General features: G+C 40.3%; 14 protein-coding genes. 6 read left to right on the top strand and 8 right to left on the bottom strand.

Annotated elements, in window-relative coordinates:
* Positions 1-45: 45 nt before the first annotated feature.
* Positions 46-942, top strand: a complete 897-nt coding sequence (locus FAX86_RS13110) for a DUF1684 domain-containing protein (protein WP_144393861.1) — start codon at positions 46-48, stop codon at positions 940-942.
* A 40-nt stretch (positions 943-982) separates the two neighbouring features.
* On the opposite strand, the gene uvrA is transcribed toward FAX86_RS13110, so the two are convergent.
* The gene (gene uvrA / locus FAX86_RS13105; RefSeq protein ID WP_144393860.1) at positions 983-3,811 is read right to left on the bottom strand and encodes an excinuclease ABC subunit UvrA; all 2,829 of its coding nucleotides are present in this window, start codon (positions 3,809-3,811) and stop codon (positions 983-985) included.
* An 83-nt stretch (positions 3,812-3,894) separates the two neighbouring features.
* Between uvrA and FAX86_RS13100 the strand changes: the two genes are divergently transcribed.
* The 3 genes from FAX86_RS13100 to FAX86_RS13090 all read left to right on the top strand — a co-directional run bounded on the left by FAX86_RS13100 (position 3,895) and on the right by FAX86_RS13090 (position 7,961).
* Entirely contained in the window at positions 3,895-5,283 is a 1,389-nt protein-coding gene (locus FAX86_RS13100) for an MFS transporter (protein ID WP_144393859.1), read from the top strand.
* Positions 5,284-5,348: 65 nt separating this feature from the next.
* A complete protein-coding gene (gene ssb, locus FAX86_RS13095) occupies positions 5,349-5,867 on the top strand; it encodes a single-stranded DNA-binding protein (protein ID WP_144393858.1) in 519 nt (172 codons plus the stop codon).
* A gap of 177 nt (positions 5,868-6,044) precedes the next feature.
* Positions 6,045-7,961, top strand: coding sequence for an EAL domain-containing protein (locus tag FAX86_RS13090; RefSeq protein WP_144393857.1), 1,917 nt, complete (start codon positions 6,045-6,047; stop codon positions 7,959-7,961).
* Positions 7,962-8,247: 286 nt separating this feature from the next.
* Here the strand turns inward: FAX86_RS13090 and FAX86_RS13085 are convergent, their stop codons facing one another.
* From FAX86_RS13085 to FAX86_RS22765, 6 genes are all read right to left on the bottom strand, one after another.
* A complete protein-coding gene (locus FAX86_RS13085) occupies positions 8,248-9,243 on the bottom strand; it encodes a type 1 periplasmic-binding domain-containing protein (RefSeq protein ID WP_144393856.1) in 996 nt (331 codons plus the stop codon).
* Positions 9,228-9,923, bottom strand: coding sequence for a hypothetical protein (locus FAX86_RS13080; protein ID WP_144393855.1), 696 nt, complete (start codon positions 9,921-9,923; stop codon positions 9,228-9,230). Before FAX86_RS13080 ends, FAX86_RS13085 begins: the two co-directional genes overlap by 16 nt.
* Positions 9,924-9,973: 50 nt before the next feature.
* Complete coding sequence (locus FAX86_RS13075) at positions 9,974-10,339, bottom strand: response regulator (RefSeq protein ID WP_144393854.1); 366 nt, start codon at positions 10,337-10,339, stop codon at positions 9,974-9,976.
* A 130-nt stretch (positions 10,340-10,469) separates the two neighbouring features.
* Positions 10,470-11,444: a chemotaxis protein CheX gene (locus tag FAX86_RS13070; protein ID WP_144393853.1), complete on the bottom strand. Its 975-nt coding sequence runs from the start codon at positions 11,442-11,444 to the stop codon at positions 10,470-10,472.
* A gap of 21 nt (positions 11,445-11,465) precedes the next feature.
* Complete coding sequence (locus tag FAX86_RS13065) at positions 11,466-12,035, bottom strand: hypothetical protein (RefSeq protein WP_144393852.1); 570 nt, start codon at positions 12,033-12,035, stop codon at positions 11,466-11,468.
* Between the two features lie 7 nt (positions 12,036-12,042).
* A complete protein-coding gene (locus FAX86_RS22765) occupies positions 12,043-12,786 on the bottom strand; it encodes a methyl-accepting chemotaxis protein (RefSeq protein WP_205859194.1) in 744 nt (247 codons plus the stop codon).
* Positions 12,787-12,974: 188 nt separating this feature from the next.
* Between FAX86_RS22765 and FAX86_RS13055 the strand changes: the two genes are divergently transcribed.
* Positions 12,975-15,884 carry a HAMP domain-containing protein gene (locus tag FAX86_RS13055; protein ID WP_144393851.1) on the top strand — a complete coding sequence of 970 codons (2,910 nt, stop codon included), beginning with the start codon at positions 12,975-12,977 and terminating at the stop codon, positions 15,882-15,884.
* A gap of 67 nt (positions 15,885-15,951) precedes the next feature.
* On the opposite strand, the gene FAX86_RS13050 is transcribed toward FAX86_RS13055, so the two are convergent.
* The gene (locus tag FAX86_RS13050) at positions 15,952-16,950 is read right to left on the bottom strand and encodes a porin (protein ID WP_144393850.1); all 999 of its coding nucleotides are present in this window, start codon (positions 16,948-16,950) and stop codon (positions 15,952-15,954) included.
* Between the two features lie 379 nt (positions 16,951-17,329).
* On the opposite strand from FAX86_RS13050, the gene FAX86_RS13045 reads away from it, so the two are divergent.
* Complete coding sequence (locus FAX86_RS13045) at positions 17,330-19,606, top strand: ABC transporter permease subunit (RefSeq protein WP_144393849.1); 2,277 nt, start codon at positions 17,330-17,332, stop codon at positions 19,604-19,606.
* The last annotated feature ends 2 nt before the right edge of the window (positions 19,607-19,608 follow it).

Raw genomic sequence — 19,608 nt, 5'->3', positions numbered from 1 at the left:
TATTATTAATATCCAACCAATGATTTAAATTGAGAGTTTATTTAATTGATTAAAAATATAGTTGTATCTGGCATTCTAATTATTGTTCTACTACAAGCTATGCCGTGTTTTGCACAAGATACTAGTGAAACTGACTTATCTTCCGTTGAAGAATGGCAGCAATGGCGAGAGGTGTACCGAGATGAGCTAATAGGAGAACATGGTTGGTTAAAGTTAGTTGGACTTTATTGGTTAAAAACCGGGAGTAATTCTATCGGCTCTCATGAAAGTAATAATCACTTTTTCCCGGACAGCGCGCCTCTTTTCGTCGGAAATATTAAGTTAAAAGATGACTCTATTGAGTTTTCAACTGAAAATCCTAATGTTCGTGTGAATGGTAAGAAAGTTTCTGTTTCTCAATTATCTGTAAAAGATAAAACCGAGGTCTCTTTTGGTACTTATTCATTCTACATTATAAAACGTGAGAATAAGTTTGCTGTTCGATTGCGCGACAAAAATAGTCCGTTTTATAAAAATTTTAAAGGCGAACGGTTTTATCCTTTTAACTCCAAGTATATTGTTGAAGCTACTCTAGTACCTCATAAAACTGATCGGAAATTAAAAGTTGCTACGGTATACGGAACCCTTAGCAATGATAAGTCTGCGGGATTTGTTGAGTTTGAACTCAATGGAAAACGACATCGATTGGAAGCGGTTGATTACGGAAAAGAATATCCGCTCTTTGTCATGTTTCGAGACAAAACCAGTGGTGACACAACTTACGGAGCGGGACGATTTATTGATGTTGATTGGCCCAATGAAGAGGGGGCTACGACTATTGATTTTAATCGAGCTTATAGTCCTGCCTGTGCTCATACAGCTTATGCAACGTGCCCTTTACCACCGAAACATAACTTTATAGACACTCGACTAGAAGTTGGAGAGCTTTACAAGGTACATTAAATAAAATAGCTTCAGAACTTCCGAAGCTATTTTAAAAAATTTATTTCTTTTTTAGCATTAGTTTTAAAAACTTGCCGGTATGCGAAATTTTATTTTTTGCTATATCTTCCGGAGTTCCTGCTGCAATGATTTCACCACCTTTATTGCCGCCTTCAGGACCCAAGTCAACAATCCAATCGGCAGTTTTTATAACATCGAGGTTGTGTTCAATTACGACAATTGTATTACCATGATCGCGCAGGCGATGGAGTACTTTTAACAGTTGATTAACATCTTGGAAGTGCAAACCTGTTGTTGGTTCATCTAAGATATATAATGTTTTTCCAGTATCCCTTTTGCTCAACTCGCGAGAAAGTTTCACTCGTTGAGCTTCTCCACCAGATAGTGTTGTTGCTGCTTGACCGAGTCGAATATAAGATAATCCAACATCAATCAATGTCTGTAATTTCCTGGATATGGCAGGTACTGCGTCAAAAAATTCGCGTGCATCTTCAACGGTTAAGTCGAGAACCTCGTTGATATTTTTACTTTTATATTTTACTTCTAGTGTTTCTCGGTTGTAGCGTTTTCCATGGCAAACATCGCAGGGAACGTAAACGTCTGGCAGAAAGTGCATTTCAACTTTTATTACTCCGTCACCCTGACAGGCCTCGCATCGACCTCCTTTTACATTGAAACTAAATCGCCCTGGTTTATAGCCACGGGCACGAGCTTCTTGTGTTCCCGCAAAAAGTTCGCGAATGGGAGTGAAAATTCCAGTATAGGTGGCAGGGTTGGATCGTGGTGTACGGCCAATTGGGCTTTGGTCGATGTCGACGACTTTATCGAAGTTGTCGATGCCTTCATGATGTGAGTGGGGCGCTGCAACCAAGGTTTCATTGCGGTTTAATGCGCGAGCCATTATTGGATATAAAGTGTTGTTAATGAGTGTTGATTTTCCGCTACCAGAAACACCCGTAACACAAGTTAATAATCCAACAGGAATTTCCAAATCAACATTTTTTAAGTTATTTCCGGTTGATCCAAAAAGCTTAAATGTTTTTTCTTGATTAAAAGGATGGCGCTCTTTGGGAATACTTATTTCTAATTTTCCCGAAAGATATTTTCCGGTTAGTGACTTACGAGATTTACAGATTTTATCGACGGTGCCTTGAGCGATAATTTCGCCGCCATGAACACCTGCGCCTGGACCAATATCAATAACGTGGTCGGCCATACGAATTGCGTCTTCGTCGTGTTCGACAACGATAACAGTATTTCCTAAGTCGCGTAGGTGGGTTAATGTTTTTAGTAAGCGGTCGTTATCGCGTTGATGTAAGCCAATGGAAGGCTCATCGAGAACATACATAACGCCAACGAGTCCGGCTCCAATTTGACTGGCCAATCGAATGCGCTGTGCTTCTCCGCCCGATAAAGTGTCGGCACTGCGCTCTAACGTTAAGTATTCGAGACCTACGTTAACTAAAAATCCGAGACGAGCACGAATTTCTTTTAATATTTTATCCGCGATTTTTCCTTTAGCGCCGGCCAACTTTAATTTTTCGAAATATTCAAAACATTCACCGATGGCCATGTGCGTCACTTCGGGTAGTGACTTTTTCTTAATTAAAACACTGCGAGCATCTTGTCGCAGTCGGGTTCCCTCGCAGCTTGGGCATGACTGATGCGTCATATACTTGCTTAATTCTTCACGGACAGCTTGTGATTCTGTTTCTCGATACCGACGCTCCATGTTTGGAATGACACCCTCGAAAGGATGATTACGTACGTAAATGTCACCTCGATCATTCACATAGTTGAACTCTATGGATGTTCGGCCACTGCCATATAAAATAACTTTCTGAATTTTTTTCGGTAAGGATTCAAAAGATTCTTCAATATCGAACTCATAATGCTCGGCTAAAGATTTGAGCATGTGATAATAATAAACACTGCGACGATCCCAACCTCTAATGGCTCCGCCTGCTAGTGATAGTTCCGGGTTATGGATAATTCGGTCGGGATCAAAAAAATTATCAACGCCTAATCCATCACATTCGGGGCACGCGCCGGCCGGGTTATTGAATGAAAATAATCTGGGCTCTAATTCCGTTAAGCTATGCCCACATTCTGGACATGCAAATTTAGCAGAAAAAAGTAGGTCGTCTTTTTCGCCATCCATAAAGTGAATTTGTGCCAGCCCATCGGCCAGATCGAGCGTTGTTTCAAACGACTCGGCAATTCGCTGTTGCAGTTCGGGGCGAACTTTAAAACGATCAACAATGACTTCGATCGTATGTTTTTTATGCAGGTCGAGTTTCGGCGGCGATGATAACTCATACACTTCGCCATTAATTCGGGCACGAACATAGCCTTGCGCTTGCAGTTCTTGAAAGAGTTGTACGTGCTCGCCTTTTCGATTTCGCACAACAGGGGCCATGAGCATGACTTTGGTACCTTCGGGTTGCGCTAATACTTGATCGACCATTTGCGAGACGGTTTGAGCTTCGAGGGCGATTTCGTGGTCTGGGCAAAACGGAGTTCCCACTCGGGCAAATAAAAGACGTAAGTAATCGTAAATCTCAGTAATGGTACCAACGGTCGAGCGAGGGTTGTGCGATGTTGATTTTTGCTCAATAGAGATGGCTGGTGATAACCCTTCGATATGGTCGACGTCGGGCTTTTCCATTAAAGATAAAAATTGTCGAGCGTATGCGGACAAAGATTCGACATAGCGTCGTTGTCCCTCTGCATAAAGTGTATCGAAAGCGAGAGATGATTTGCCGGAGCCTGAAAGTCCGGTAATGACGATTAATTGGTCGCGCGGCAATTCAAGATTAATATTTTTCAGGTTATGTGTGCGTGCGCCACGTACTTCTATTTTATCCATCGTGTATAATAGCCGCCTTTTTGCCAGTTGAATGATGTTTATACGTCGGTTGTCGAAAGCCGAACCAAGCCAGCGATCATAATATGGAAGAGACTCAACAATCCAGTGCCATGAACTCGACCGAAAAGCGTGCCGCGCTTTCGCTAAGTTCAGTATTTGCCGTACGTATGCTGGGGTTATTTATGATACTCCCGGTATTTGCGGTTTTAGGTCAGTCACTAGAGGGAAGCACGCCCTTTTTGGTGGGGCTTGCTATTGGTGCTTACGGTTTAACCCAGGCAATATTTCAAATTCCTTTTGGTCGAATGTCGGATAGATTTGGTCGGAAGCCGGTTATTCTTGTGGGTTTAGCGTTGTTTGCAGCAGGTAGTGTGGTAGCGGCATTGTCGGAACATATCGTGTGGATTATTGTGGGCCGTTTGCTACAAGGATGCGGTGCAATTGCGAGTGCAGTGATGGCGCTTGCGGCTGACTTATCGCGTGATGAGCAGCGCAGTAAAGTGATGGCCTCGATTGGTATGAGCATTGGTGGCGCTTTTACGATTGCGATGTTTGCCGGACCATTTATTGCAGACTTCAGTGGGCTGAGCGGACTATTCTGGAGCAGCGCACTCCTTGCTGTTGCGGCCATTATAATCATTCTTTTTTGGACGCCGACACCTCATCATCGTTACTCTCAACGAGATGCTGTTGCTGCTAAAGGTCAAATCCGACACATCATCAAAGAGCCTCAATTATGGCGACTCAATTTCGGTATATTTTCACTGCACTTCTTATTAACGGCGTTTTTTGTCGCATTTCCGTTAAAACTACTCGCGTTTGATATATCGCTGAAGGAAAGTGGCTGGATTTACGTTGCCGTCATGGTTCTGGCCGCGTTTATTATGGTGCCAATGATTATTTTGGCGGAAAAGCGCTGGAAGCATAAGCAAGTAATGGTCCTAACAATGTGTGCCATCGCCGCTTTGGAATTAGTTATTGGCAACACGAACAATAACTTATGGTCGCTAATATTATTTCTGGGCATCTTTTTTGGCGGTTTTAATGTGATGGAGGCGCTATTTCCTTCGTTAATTTCTCGAATTGCACCGGCATCGTCAAAAGGTGCCGCACTAGGTGTCTATTCGACCTGTCAATTTTTAGGAGCGTCTTTAGGCGGACCTGTGGCAGGATATTTGGCACAAACTTATGGATTATCGGCAACTTACACTGCAGGTGCAGTTATTGCCATACTGTGGGCTATCGCTGGCATTGGATTAAAATCGCCGCCACGATTGACCTCGTATACGTTCACGGTACATCATATAGGCGATGAAGATTCAATAAACGCTCTTTTGGATGATATTCATGCAATTGAAGGTGTTGCTGAGGCTGTCGCGTTGCCTGAAGCCGGCGCCGTCTATTTGAAAGTTGATCAGCAGCAGCTTGATGTGGCGGCATTAAATCAATTAAAAGCAAAACGTCAGCCTTAATTGCGCTTGAAACGAATTTATATAATGTAAAATATACGGCGAGAAACCGTAGAGGAGAAGCAACAATGGCCAGCAGAGGCATCAACAAAGTCATTTTAGTAGGGAACCTTGGGAATGACCCTGAAATTCGATATACCGCTAATGGGGGCGCTATTGCCAACCTTTCGGTAGCCACTTCTGAGCAATGGAAGGATCGAAATACAGGCGAACCAAGAGAAAAAACTGAGTGGCACCGTGTGGTGATTTTTGGCAAGTTGGCTGAAGTTGCTGGAGAGTACTTGCGCAAGGGATCTCAAGTGTACCTTGAGGGCAAGTTGCAGACTCGTAAATGGCAAGATCAACAAGGGCAAGATAAATACACAACAGAAGTTGTTGTGGATATTAACGGCGTTATGCAAATGCTCGGTGGTGGTGCAAGATCCGGTGGGGATGCTTCGTTTGGTCAAGGTCAACAGAAGTCTTATGGACAACCTCAGCAACAAAATTACCAGCAACAACAGCCTAACCAAAATCAACCACAGGGCACTTCGAATCAACAGGACTCTGGATTTAGTGACAATTTCGACGATGATATTCCATTCTGAGTTAATAAGAAGAATCATTTAATGAAAAGGGGCTTTAAGTCCCTTTTTTTATATCCTGACTTTAGTAAAGAATAAGGGCAAAAGGATAATCTACAATATTTCAACTATGCTTATTAAAACGTAAAGGTGCTGAAAAACCTCTGTTTTTAGTCAATTGACAAGGAAATTTGAAAGCAAATGAAATCAATAGTTTCTCGAATCATTGCTTTGTGGGCAGTTTTGCTAATCCTGTGCTTTTATTTTATCACCCTGGCAAACGAGGCCTATTCTGAAAAAGAAAAGCAACAGCTGTCACAGTGGTTAACAACGCAACAAGCGATAGTTGCTCAAAAGCTGAAAGATGCAGAAATTGATGATACAACCAATAGAAGGCATCTGATTAGTGAAATATCTTTAATTCCATCGGTAAATTCGGCAGCAATTATTTCCGGCAATGATGTATTAACTGCTTATGAAAAGTCTCCAAGTGAACAACTGACTTTTTATTATCGTTATCCACTCAAAAGTCAAAGTTATAAAAATGCATTTTTAGAAGTTCAGTTCCTTGCTGAGAATTTAAACATTAACTTCTTCTCTTGGTACTGGTTCATAGTTTTGAGTTTATTAGTTGTTGGTTCGGTAATTCACTACTGGCTTTTTCAACCTATGTTTGAGCTTGAAAAAAAGGCGGAAGCCATATTGACCGGAGATTATAATCCAGAGCATTTTTATCTTTCAGATGAGCATCCAATGACATCTGAGCTTGCGATTAACTTGTTGCTTAATGAACATCATATTAATCGACAAGAACAAACGGAGCTGTCTAATCGCTTACGAAAGCATTCGTTTGTCGATGCAATTACAGGACTAGGTAATCGAGAGTATTTTGATGCTGAACTTGAAATTCATTTAAGAGCAAAAGATGAGTCGATTCATGGTGCGGTTGTTCTATTTTCATTTGAACCAATTTTAGAGTTGGAGCATGAAGAAAAACAGCGTTTTTCTGATTTGCTGAAACAAATAGGAACTTACTTTCAGCGCTTTATCGATGAAGAAGACTTATGTTATGTCGCCAGACGTGGTGGTGTAGACTTTTCATTGTTAATTCTTGAGCAAGCCCCTGAAAAAGTGCAGCGGCTATGCAATAAAATTATAAAAGACTTAAGTCGTTCGGTTTTTGATGTTACCGAGTTTCATCACCATTTCACTAGCGTCGGTGTGACTTTTTTCAATACCGGCGATGATGCTTATGATATTCTTGCCAGTGCTGATATGTCGTTACGAAATGCGCAGCTTGAGGGTGAGAATAAGGTTCATATTTACCAACCTAAAAACTTATCGAAAGCACAAATTAAAGGGAGTGTTCGCTGGCGTTCATTTTTACAAACGATACTCGACCGTAGGCAAGTCATTTTAATTTATCAACCACAGATTTCGGTGTCTGATGATAAAAGTCGATTTGAGGTTCTTGCTCGGATTGAAGAGCATGGGAAAATGATTGCTGCTTCTGTTTTCTTGCCTATGGCCAATCGATGTGGAATGGCCTCTGACTTTGATCGATTAATTATTGATACAGCATTAAAGGAATTATCCTTTAGTGATGATTTAGCAGATACGGAATTATCGATAAATTTATTCTCTGATAGTTTACTTAATAAGAAGTTTATTATATGGCTTACACAGCGTTTATCGTTGGTTAAAAGCATTTGTGAACGAATTACCTTTGAGATATCTGAGTTTTCTGTTTTTCGGTTAAAAGACCAAATTAAAGAACCGATGCAAGAAATAGCCAGTATGGGATGTCGCTGGTGTGTGGAGCATGTAGGAAGTCCGACTGCTAACTTATCCTATTTGTCAGAATTACCTGTTTCTACTTTAAAAATTAGTCGTACAACGATTAGGGATATCGTTCAACAAAGTGAAAAGCAGCTGTTTGTTCAAAGCATCATAACCGCAGCAAATCAGGCTGGTTTGAGCGTTTGGGCTGAAGGCGTCGAAGTTGAAGAAGAGTGGAATGTATTAATGGATTTGGGTATCAGCGGTGGCCAAGGATATTTCTTTGGGAGTCCTCAAGTAAAGTTGTTAATGAGCGATGAGTTCAGTGAAGAAGTGTAGGGCTTATTGATTTATACTTATTTTTTCTTTTAAAAGCTTATCCTGATAAATGCAAATACAATGCTAAAGCATTATTTTTATTCGCCAGTCGGGCTCTTTATAACGATATAAAAGTCGTTCTTTATTAAAAGATCTAACACTTGAGAGATATTCCTTTACCGATGCTTGGCTAATCAAAGGATTTTTTTACATAACAGTTATTAACTCATGGTTTTTAGTCGAGAGAGTAGTTGGTTATAAAAAAAGGCGCCTTATCGGCGCCTTTGGGGTTTAGAGTTACCAACAATTATTTAACCACTTCGTCGACCGTTTGTAATTTACCTTTGTCGTAGGGAATTGACTTGTTATCAAGTACGGAGACATTAACGACCTTCTTAACGGATATCGGTTGCGAGATGTCTCTACCATCTAAGTCCCAGTCGTTGTCCATCAACTCAAATACAATTGAGGCACCTTGTACTCCGAGCGCATAATGGTCGGGGACAATAGCGAAAGAGCCAAAATTGAACTTGGTATTCAGTAAAGGACGAACACCCACTAAAACAGGAATGTCGGTTTTTGCTAATTTGGGAATCCATACTTGACCGATAGAGCGACCGTTGAGTAGCTCATTGTCATTTAGAACCCAGATAGCATCTACTTTTTTGTCCACTAACTCAACGACAGCTTCATCCAACTTTTTATTCATGTTGGACGTTTTGTTGGGAAGCTTGATAGAGATTAACTTAATGCCTTCAGCACTCAGATACTTTCTGTTCTCTTCGATAATGCTATCCATCCATTCACGATGAACCACTCCCACAGATTTCAATGGCTTTTTGATAATGTCTCGCATATTAATAAGACTTATCACCGCAGGTATTTCATAGCGAATACCTGTTGCATTTTTTATGTCGTCAATAAATCGGTCGACAAAAAGAGCTGCCAAAGCAATGCTTGGAGGAAATTGCATTTTGGGGTTTGCTTTTTGAAACTTGGTATAAAGGTTGATGGATGTATTGCCTATCAAGATTACAACTTTGGGTGAAAACTTTTTCATACCATCTTCAATAACATCTGTGGATGATTCTCGATTGATATAAAAAGTTTTGAATTCTAGTTCACCTTCAATGTCATCTGAAAGTCCCTGGATAACTTTTGCAAATTCATCGCCTTTTGCTGTCAGAACAAGTGCGTTGCCTTCCGAAGATAAAGCACTCGATGAGAACGACAACAAGGCAATAGCAATAAATAACCCAGTGGCTAGCTTGGATTGGATTAATCGAATTAGAGTGATTGCCATTTGTCGACTCCTAATGTTGCGTTCAACGACTCATCAAACTTCTTCACACAATCAATAAACTTGTCTTTAGCGGCCTTTTTATTCAGCGCTGTGCCAGCAAGACCCACTTTAATATTGAGTCGTGTAGCAACAAGGTTGAGGTTTGATTTCGACTTGATATCTTGATACGTCCGTTCAGAAATAAAAATCGCGTCGGCAGAGCGGAATGTTAGTAGCGGCAGTAAATCTTCAGGTTTTGTAACACGTTTGATTTTTACGTCAGCTTGAAAGAGTTGCGATACAAATTGGCCCATCGGTTTTCGACCGAGTAAATCAACTACGCCGATCTTTTTGTCTTTCAAACTGTTTAAGTCTAAGGCCTGATCGATAGATACCAGCACGTAATCTTCTTCCATATTACCGTTGTGCTGTCCTCGCATAATCGTGTTGTACGAATTGCTGTGTTCGATAACAGGGATTAACGATAAAATAGCATCAGGACTTCCTTCTTCTACTTGCTTTCTAAAGTCCTTTCCTCGACCAAATACTGTTACAGTGATATCAGGACATGCCTTCTGAATATCATTTTGGATTGCTGTCGCTCTTACACTGGAGGGGACAAATACATAGAGCACATCTGCCTTAGCCTCCCAAAAGATATGAGCCAGCAATATAAAAGAGAGTAATAGATACCTTTTCATATAAAGCCTCATTTTGCCATTTTACCGCAATAAGCCACGTTACTGCGCTCCTACCCAACCAGTTTTTTAATGCCTCCAACAACGGCATCTCCGTTAAAAGGTTTGACTATCCAACCTTTTACCCCAGCCGCTTTACCCCGTTCTTTCATTCGGGGATCACTCTCTGTAGTTAGCATAATAATATTGACAGCTGAATTTCCCATTTCTCCACGAATTTTTTCAACCATGGTTAGTCCATCCATATTCGGCATGTTGACATCTGAAATAACAAGTTTTATGCCTGAATCCGCTTTTAACTTGTCAAGACCGTCTTTCCCATCTTCTGCTGTCGCGACATCAAACCCTTGGTTTGATAAAAAGCCGCTGACTTCGTTTCGTACGGTTGCCGAGTCGTCAACTACGAGTATTTGAGCCATATTAATTTCCTCTACCTATATACTTTTTATTTCAAAAAGCGAACTGTTGACTTGAGAACAAAATAAATTATGAAAAGAATTTTTCTTATAACCTACTATCTCAACCTCTCTATTCATTGTTGAAGTAATATTAGAAAAATTCAAGTTCACCTGCACTTACCATATCGTCTGTTTCTTGAGTACTTTCTTTGAAAAGCTCTGGTTGCCAGCTTAAATTAAAAATAATTTTTTGATAAATCGTAAAATCAGGGTGTTCTCCAGTATTATCTTTAACCGTGTATCGAAAGCATAGATGAGGTTCGTTTGACCCAAATGATATGAATCGATGCTGATGGTTCACCAGTGTTGGTACATGTATTTTTGAGGCGTAATCTTCTTTACCGTCGCTATCGTCTTCAATAAAAAACTTCGATTTTAGCGAGCCCCATATCATATTAGTCACCTCAGAGAGAATGTGGTTCACATCTCGAAAGGTTGGAACATTAGTGATCAGACCTGTTTTACCGGCGGAAATGATTTGCTTAATCTCTGCTTCTGTTGTTTGCAGCATCATAAATCCGCGACACCAATTACTCTCCAGAGGAATTAGACTGAAGAGTTCGCCATATATAATTTGATCTTTTACAAGATAAGGGGGATCGACGGTAACACTGATGTTATCAATTGCCGTTTGGAAACTATCTTGTGATATCTGTTGAATGCCGCGAATGAGAGGAATTGGATAGTGTTCGTTGAATAAATGTTTATTAACAAGTTCTTTGAGATGAACTTCATCGTCGATATGATAACTGCCTGCAAAGTAATGCTCATAACCATCGGGGAGATTGGAGTCTGGGTTATTCATTCGAATAAAAACGGGAATCTCTGGGCGAATTTGGTGGATTTTCTTACCCAACTCCAAACCACCGATACCATTACTATCTTGAGTTTCACAGAGAAAAGCGGCTCCTAAATCGGTGTTGCGATTAAAGATATCAAGTACATTCATCTGGCTATCTTTTAAACCAGTAAGGTTATTTTCCGTAAAAAAAGCTTTTAACTTAGACTCTGCGTCACTATCGACTTCGTGAATAAGTACTTTACTGGTTAACTCATCTTGTCCCATGGTTTTCTCCAATTTAATGCTTTAGAAGAACTCAAGCTCTCCCGCCTCAGATTGTGTCTCCTCCGACAGTCGGGCATTCGACATATCCACTTGTATTTTTTCTGCGGCACATAAATAGTAACTCGCACCAAACAGTTCTTGACCATTGAAGCTTACCGTTGCTGTGTGTTTGTCGATGACATCCAGCTCTTCAATATAGCTTAGACAATAGTCGTCCAGAATATTTGGCGTAGACATTCCTAAACTAGGAACGACATTACCTAAATTTCGTTTAAATCCGCCACAAAGGCTATTGCCCACTTCTTTAAGATAGTCATGAATCTTATCTTTTCCTAGCTTTTCGCCACCTGATTTTAGACCTGCGGCAACAAATTTATGGCAAGTTTCGTTGTAACTGAAGTGTAAAATAAGGACGATTCTAAAGAGATGGGAGCTGACCGTGAGTAATATAATTTTGGGGTAGCTTTCATGTTTTAACTCTCTATTTTCTCGGTAATCCCAGTTAGCGTCTGCAACAGACTCATTCATACTTTGCTTGAGACACTTGATAAATTCATTTTTTAAAAACCTTTCGAATTCGTTATCTGCCATGGTTAACTCACTGATGTCGGTTGACGATTGAGTCTACCAGCTGAGAAGCGGTATTAACTTCAGTTAGAATCATTTTTCCGCAAGCTTGAATATCTTGAAAGGTCGTTGTGGTTAACAGGTCGTTTTTATTCAAGTTGTCACGATAAATTTCACTGAGCTCTTGTGACTGCATCGCCAAAAAGCGAACTTCGTCGGCGACAACTGCAAAACCACGGCCAAACTCGCCTGCTCGCGCTGCCTCGATGGCCGCATTAAGTGCCAAAATGACAATTTGTTTTACTATTTTAAAGAACTCCTCGTTTTGTTGGTGCATGACTCGATTGTGCTCCATAAGGCCATTGAGCGATTCATGCCAACGTTCAAAAGTAACTAGCAAGTCCGAGAGGTCAGACAGGTTTCCTTTAACTTTTCTGAATTCATCAATAAGTTGAGCGGTTTGTTGTGAATAAGAATCTTTCAGACTATCAAGCTCACGATTGAGCTCTGAAATTTCTGACTGATGGCGAGTATGTATTTCCGATTTCTGCTGTTCGAACTCTGTCTTTAGTAAGTTTTGCTCTTCAACGAGAGCTTGCTTTTCTTCTTCAAGTTGATTTTTTTGGTCTTCGAATTGATTTGTCCAAGTTGATTCTTGATCGCTTAAGCGTTGTTGCCAGTCTACTTCAAGCTGGCTTTTTTGCGACTGAGAGCGTTTTAGCATGACAAACCAAGCGACACAGGCGCCGACTGCCAAGCCGAGTAAAAACATCATGATTTCAATAAGTTCCTTACTCTGAGTTTTATTGGACAAGGATATAATTCGGGTTTATAAAATATACTAGCTTAATTTTCGGGAAGTGCATGAAAATTGACATTTTCTCATCTAAGCTTTAGTGAAGCGTGTGTATGATTAACTGTTCTTAATAGCTCGAGAAAACCAAAAATACTGGAGATAAAGCTTTGAAATTTAAGAGTATTCGTTCCAAGCTGATTACCAAGGTCAGCTGGATTTTTATCATCAGTTTCACGATAGTCTTGTCACTGGTTGCTTATCTAAACTTGTCAGCCTCGGAAGAGAACTTGGCAAAGTCGGAAGAGAGCATTAGAAGCTCTTTGATCGCCAAAGGATCCACACTGGTAAAAAATAATAGCCAGGCACTTCGAGGTATGGTCGAAGATAATGGCTTTTCTGCAGTGCAAGAGGTTGTCGCGAATACCGTCGAAAGTGATAGCGATATTGTCTATGGGGTTTATATGACACCCGAAAGACAACCGTGGGTATTTGCAACTGAAGAAAATCCGGAAGGGACTATTACACCCGGTGAAGCTCTTGAGGGGGAGAATCACGAGTGGGCTTCACAACTCGAGGCATTTGAATTCAAAACTTTTGATTGGCAAGGATATGAAGTTTATGAGTTTGTCGCTCCTGTTGGATACGAAGATGATATTTTGGGGTATCTCCGTTACGGTTTTACGACGAAAACGATGAAGCAGCAACTCAAAGAAGAGTCAGAAGCTTCGAGACAAGCATTAATTACGACGATCGCAATTCTTTTGGGTGTTGGCATTTTAGCTGTTCTCGGAGGGTTTAATGCAACCCGAAACATGGCTATTAAAATATCCAAGCCTTTGAACGAATTGACTTCCGCAGCGGAGAATATTGCTAGCGGTGATTACAACAATGAAGTTAATGTTCGGACTGATGATGAAGTCGGTGTGTTGGCAGAAAACTTTGAAACGATGCGAGCCACCATTAATAAAAAGATGAAAGACCTCGCGACGCTGAATGAAACTGGTGAGGTATTGGCATCATTACTCGATCAAAATCGAGCATTAGAAGAAGCGCTTAAAACAATGCATGACCATTGTGGTGTTAGCCAAGGCTCTGTTTTTCTAATGAACGACAAAAATGAGCTCGAGGTTAAAGGCTTTTTCCCACCCAAGGTGATTGACAATGAAGTTATCCCTGCGAAATTTAAGTTGGGCGAAGGTGTTATTGGTAGTGCTGCTGAAGCCAAAAAAATTGTATTTGTGCCGAATACTGCTGAAGATACGACGTTTCTTAAAGGTGAGACTACTGAGAATCCAAGAGCACTACTCTGCATTCCATTGCTCGATAAAGATGTGTTGATTGGTGTCATGAATTTTTCGGGTGAGGTTGGCGCAGTTACTTTCGAAGACAGTGATTATGAGTTTGCTTCTTCGATAGCTCGTCTTCTCGTGATTACGATCAAAAATATTCGTATGAGAGAAGTGATAGAAGAACAAAATCGAACCTTAGAATTGAAAGTTAAAGAGCGCACAGCAGAGTTACAGGTTAAAACCAATGACATTTTGAATATGATGCAGAATATGCACCAAGGTTTATTCACTGTTATGGAAGGCGGTGTTGTACATCATGAATATGCAGCTTATTTAGAAGAGATTCTTGAAACGAAAAAGATTGCGAAACGAAACTTTATGGACTTGCTATTCAATCAAAGTAATTTAGGTAGTGATCGATTAGATCAAGTAAGTACAGCAGTTGAGTCATTGTTAGGATCGGATGAAATGATGTTCGAATTCAACTCTCACTTATTGCCTACTGAATATAATATTTTGAATGACGACAAATCGGTTCATAAAGTAGTTGAGTTAGATTGGGACCCCATCGTTTTTGATGGAGAAATTGATAAGATCATGGTGACAGTTCGTGATGTTACTGAGCTTAAGGCACTTCAAGCAGCCGCAGAAAGTCAGAAACAAGAGCTCGAAATTATCGGACATATATTAAGTGTTGATACGAATAAGTTTAACGAATTCATTTCTACTTCTTACCAGTTTATCGACGAGTGTCGTTCATTGATTGAGTCTAAGGATGAAAAAGATCCTGATGTCGTGGCGACGTTATTCAGAAATATGCATACTGTAAAAGGAAATGCTCGAACATTTGGATTTTCCTATATCACTAACTCAGTGCATGAAGTTGAAACAACGTATGATGAACTACGTAAAAATGAAGACAAAGAATGGAACAAAGAAGAGTTACTTGAAGAGCTATTGCTCGCAGAAAATGATGTGAAGCGCTATGAAACAGTTTCTCAAGAAAAGCTAGGGCGTGGTTCTGGTGATTCTGATTCCGATTCGGGCATGGCTTCTATTGATCGCAAAAAACTTAATAGTATTTTAGAAAGTATGCATCAAGTTGATACGAGCAGTTTAAATGATGATATTAAACAATGCTTCAAAAGTGCCTACCAAATGTTGCTCGACTTTGAAGCCAAGACGATTGATAAAGTATTGAGTGAAGTTATTGAGTCTGCCGGCTCTATTGCACAAGAAATGAGTAAACCAGTGCCAGAAGTCGTTATTCATGGAGATAAAGCGTTTATTAAAATGGACGCACATAACATGTTGAATAACATATTTATGCATGTTTTCCGAAATGCGGTTGATCACGGTATAGAGGGACCGGATGAAAGAAAAAGTAAAGGAAAGACGGAACAGGGTAAAATTGAGTTAACCGTTAATGCTAAAAATGACCATTTAGAATTTGTCGTAAAAGATGATGGTAAAGGGTTAGCACTGAAGAAAATTTATGAGAAGGCGATTGAAAATAAAATTTTTAATGAGAGCGATAACCCTGCGCCAGAAGAAGTTGCAAATTTGATTTTTAGCTCTGGCCTATCAACTGCAGAGGAAGTCACTGCCGTCTCTGGTCGCGGTGTGGGAATGGATGCCGTTAAACAATTTTTAGAGAAAGAAGGTGGTGGAATCGAAGTTGTTTTAGATGATGGAGAAGAAGGAGCTGACTTTAGAACATTTTCAACAGTGATTCGAATTCCAGAAAAATATTATTATGTCGTTTCTGATGAGTTGGCAATGAGTTAATCAAATTAAATAAACAATAATAAAAAAGGGCCGTTAACGGCCCTTTTTTATTGCTATAAAGTGCCGTTTAGAATTTTTGCTCTAAACCAACACCAAACCAAGAATAGTCATTTCCGGCAGCATCGTCTGATGATGTGTAAAATGAAAATAATTTAGTTTTCTTACCTAACTTAATATCCCAGCCGATACTTGTCATTTCTTTATCGATCGATTTTTCGTCACTCTCTCCTGTTTGTAGCTTGAGAGTATGATCGCCTGTTTTGTAAGCAACACTGAAAATGTAACCTTCTTCATCAATGGTTCCATTATCGTGCTCATTGTAAATTGCGCCTAAAGTCCAGTTGTCTAATTTTAACTGAGTAGTCACGCGATTGGTTTTAGTATCTTGGCCTGATACATCAGAATCTTGAGCAATGGCTACAAAAAGCATGTCTGTTGAGTATTCGATCGAGAATGAGCTTGCATCTGTAGCTTCGTTAGCGTCGACAACAATGTCTGGAGTATTCACGTCATCGTCGTGATCGCCTAAGATATTACCTTCTTTAAGGCCTTTAACAGTCATTGTTGCGAACTTAAATTTTAAGCCGCCAGCAAACTTAGGAGAGGTGTATTGAAGGAAGTTATCTGCACGAACATCGCCTTCGATTACATTTTTGATATCGCCCTCAAGATCGTTAAATAAGTCTACTTTACCTTGCGCTTTCTTCAACGGAGTGTCGTGACGGCCGGCAATGACTTCACCAAATCCACCGGCTAATCCAACGAATTGATTTCGAGCTTTTAAATTATTGTCGTCAGAATCAGCGTTATCTGTCGTATCAACTTGCCATTCGAGCTTGTAAATTGCTTGAACAGAATCCGATAGTTTCGCTTTTCCTTTAAGCCCAAAACGAGACGCGTTGCTTTTTAGTTCTGCACCATCAAGACTGCCATCGTCAGTTTGTTGGTAAGTAACGTTTATTTTCCCATAAGGGGTTACAGTTATATCGTTCGCATGTGATGTTGCGATCATTGATGTACCTGCAATCGTAACGGCTGTAGCTACGAGGCATTTTTTGAAGTTCATGTTTTTCTCCCAGTTATGAATCTAAATTTTCTCAGAATTTTAGATTGAATCAGGCCGTATAATAGTTTTTTAATGTGACAAAATTATTTCAGTTGTCACGATAATGACATTAAATTTACATTATTCTTTCATTTTATTGTCAAAAACGGTGTTGAGCATGGTTTTACAGAGTCGCCTTTAGCCTTTCGTTCCTGACGAATTTTTCAATTATTAGCCTTTTGTTGACACCGTGAAAACTACCTTTTTATTGTTGAAAAGTCCATAAAAAACAGCAGGGTAAACCTGATTATCATTGTTATGTGACAAATATGACAATGTGTCATATAACTGTAACAAAGCCCCCCTACAATGGCCGGACTAATAAAGGCATAAGTGAACCATGAACGATTTAAGTCGAGAATTCGAATCTGTTAAAGATAAAGTCCGGGGCTTGCTTGATAAGCAGACTTCCAGTGGCCATCATACTTTTCGCAGATCCAAAGATTTATTAGCAAAGTACGGCATTGCTTTTGGTGGCGTGTCAGTAATTATTGCTGTGGTGATGATATTCTTTTATCTGCTTTACGTTGTATTTCCTATCTTCAAAAGTGCAGAAATTGAGCCAAAACAAGAGTATACCTATCAACTAGATTCTACGTTGATGTGGGGCACCGAAGAATATGGCGAGATTGCCTATCAATTAAACAGTAATGGCGACTTCATATTTTTTGATACCGCCAACGGAAATGTCATCGAAAACTACTCTTTAGAGCTGGAGCCTGGCGAATCGGTAACTCAAGTAAAGTATGCGAATCGTGAAGAAAACTTGTTGGTTGCTGGTTTATCATCGGGTCGTATTTTATTGCTAAAACAAGAGTTTAAGCTCAGTTATCCTAATGGAGAACGAGTCATTACTCCGAATGTTTTATACCCTTTTGGTACCGAAGGGATTGAACTACAAGATGTTCCTGTTACTGCTATTGCTGCCGCCAAAAATGGCGAAACATTAAGTATCGTAACCGCTGATACAGAAGACAAATTAACCTACATCACTTTTTCTATTCAAGAGTCTTTCCTTTCTGATGAGGTGACTTTAGAGGAAGATAATCGACAAGAAATTGAAAGCGAAATTGCAGTCGATTACTTATTACACGATCCTACTGCCACTTGGGTATACGTTATTTCATCGCAAGGAGAACTCCATAGCTATTGGGTTGAAGACAGCGAGCTCATCAGTAACGAACGTACCTCATTGGTAGGCAGCACAGTATCGGTTACTGATGTTGAGATGCTAGTCGGTGGAATTTCTCTGATTGTTGGTGATTCAACGGGACAAATTAGTCAGTGGTTTCCTGTCCGTGATGAGAACAACACCTATCGATTGAACAATATTCGGAACTTTGAATTTAGCGATTCACCGGTAAAAGACATTTATCCAGAAATTCGTAGAAAAGGTTTTGTTGCTTTAAGTCAGGCAAATGAACTTGGATTGTTTTATGCAACCTCTCATCGTTTAGCTTTGCTGGAAAAAATAGAAGGGTTGGCTGATAGCGCTAAAGTGATTATCAATCCTCGCGCAAACTTTCTCATGATTTCTTCTGATTCAGGCGTTCAAACTTGGCAAGTCGAAAATGAGCATCCTGATCTTTCATGGTCGGCATTGTGGGGAAAAGTTTGGTATGAGAGTTATCCTGAACCGACTTATACCTGGCAATCTTCGGCATCGACTACTGACTTTGAAGCGAAATTCTCATTAGTGCCATTAAGCTTTGGTACTTTAAAGGCCGCTTTTTATGCGATGCTGTTTGCGATGCCTTTGGCCATTTGCGGTGCTATTTTCACTGCGTATTTTATGGCCCCGCAAATGCGCTCGATGGTTAAACCTTCTGTTGAAATTATGGAAGCGTTACCGACCGTAATACTCGGATTTTTAGCTGGCTTGTGGTTGGCGCCTTTAATGGAAATGAATTTACCAGGCGTTTTTCTCATATTAATTTTAATGCCGGTGCTAATTGTCTCTTTCGGGTATTTTTGGCATCGTTTGCCGGCCGAGTTTACCGGTCGAGTCCCTCCGGGGTGGCAGGCTGCATTACTTATTCCACTCATTATTTTCGGTACTTGGTTGTGTTTCGAGTTGAGTTACCCGGTAGAAAAACTTTTATTCGACGGCGACATGCCACATTGGCTTGATGCGGAAATGGGGATTAGTTACGACCAAAGAAACTCTATGGTTGTAGGTATTGCGATGGGGTTTGCTGTTATTCCGACTATTTTCTCGATAGCTGAAGATGCCATATTTAGCGTTCCCAAACATTTATCAAATGGTTCTCTCGCGTTGGGTGCGAGTCAGTGGCAAACATTGGTACGAGTTGTTTTACCGACAGCGAGCCCTGGTATTTTCTCTGCGGTAATGATTGGTCTTGGACGTGCCGTTGGTGAAACCATGATTGTACTTATGGCGACCGGTAATACACCTATTATGGAAGCGAATATATTTGAAGGTATGAGAACACTATCGGCGAATATCGCCGTTGAAATGCCCGAGTCAGAAGTTGGTTCATCGCACTATCGAGTACTGTTCCTCGCTGGCTTCGTGCTGTTCGTTTTCACTTTCGTATTTAATACTCTTGCGGAAAATATTCGACATCGCTTACGTCGAAAATATGGTTCGCTATAAGT

The sequence above is a fragment of the Pleionea sediminis genome (assembly GCF_007570825.1).
GTDB lineage: Bacteria > Pseudomonadota > Gammaproteobacteria > Enterobacterales > Kangiellaceae > Pleionea > Pleionea sediminis.
Note: the sequence above shows the minus strand (reverse complement) of the source record. Positions and strands in the feature narration are given on the sequence as shown.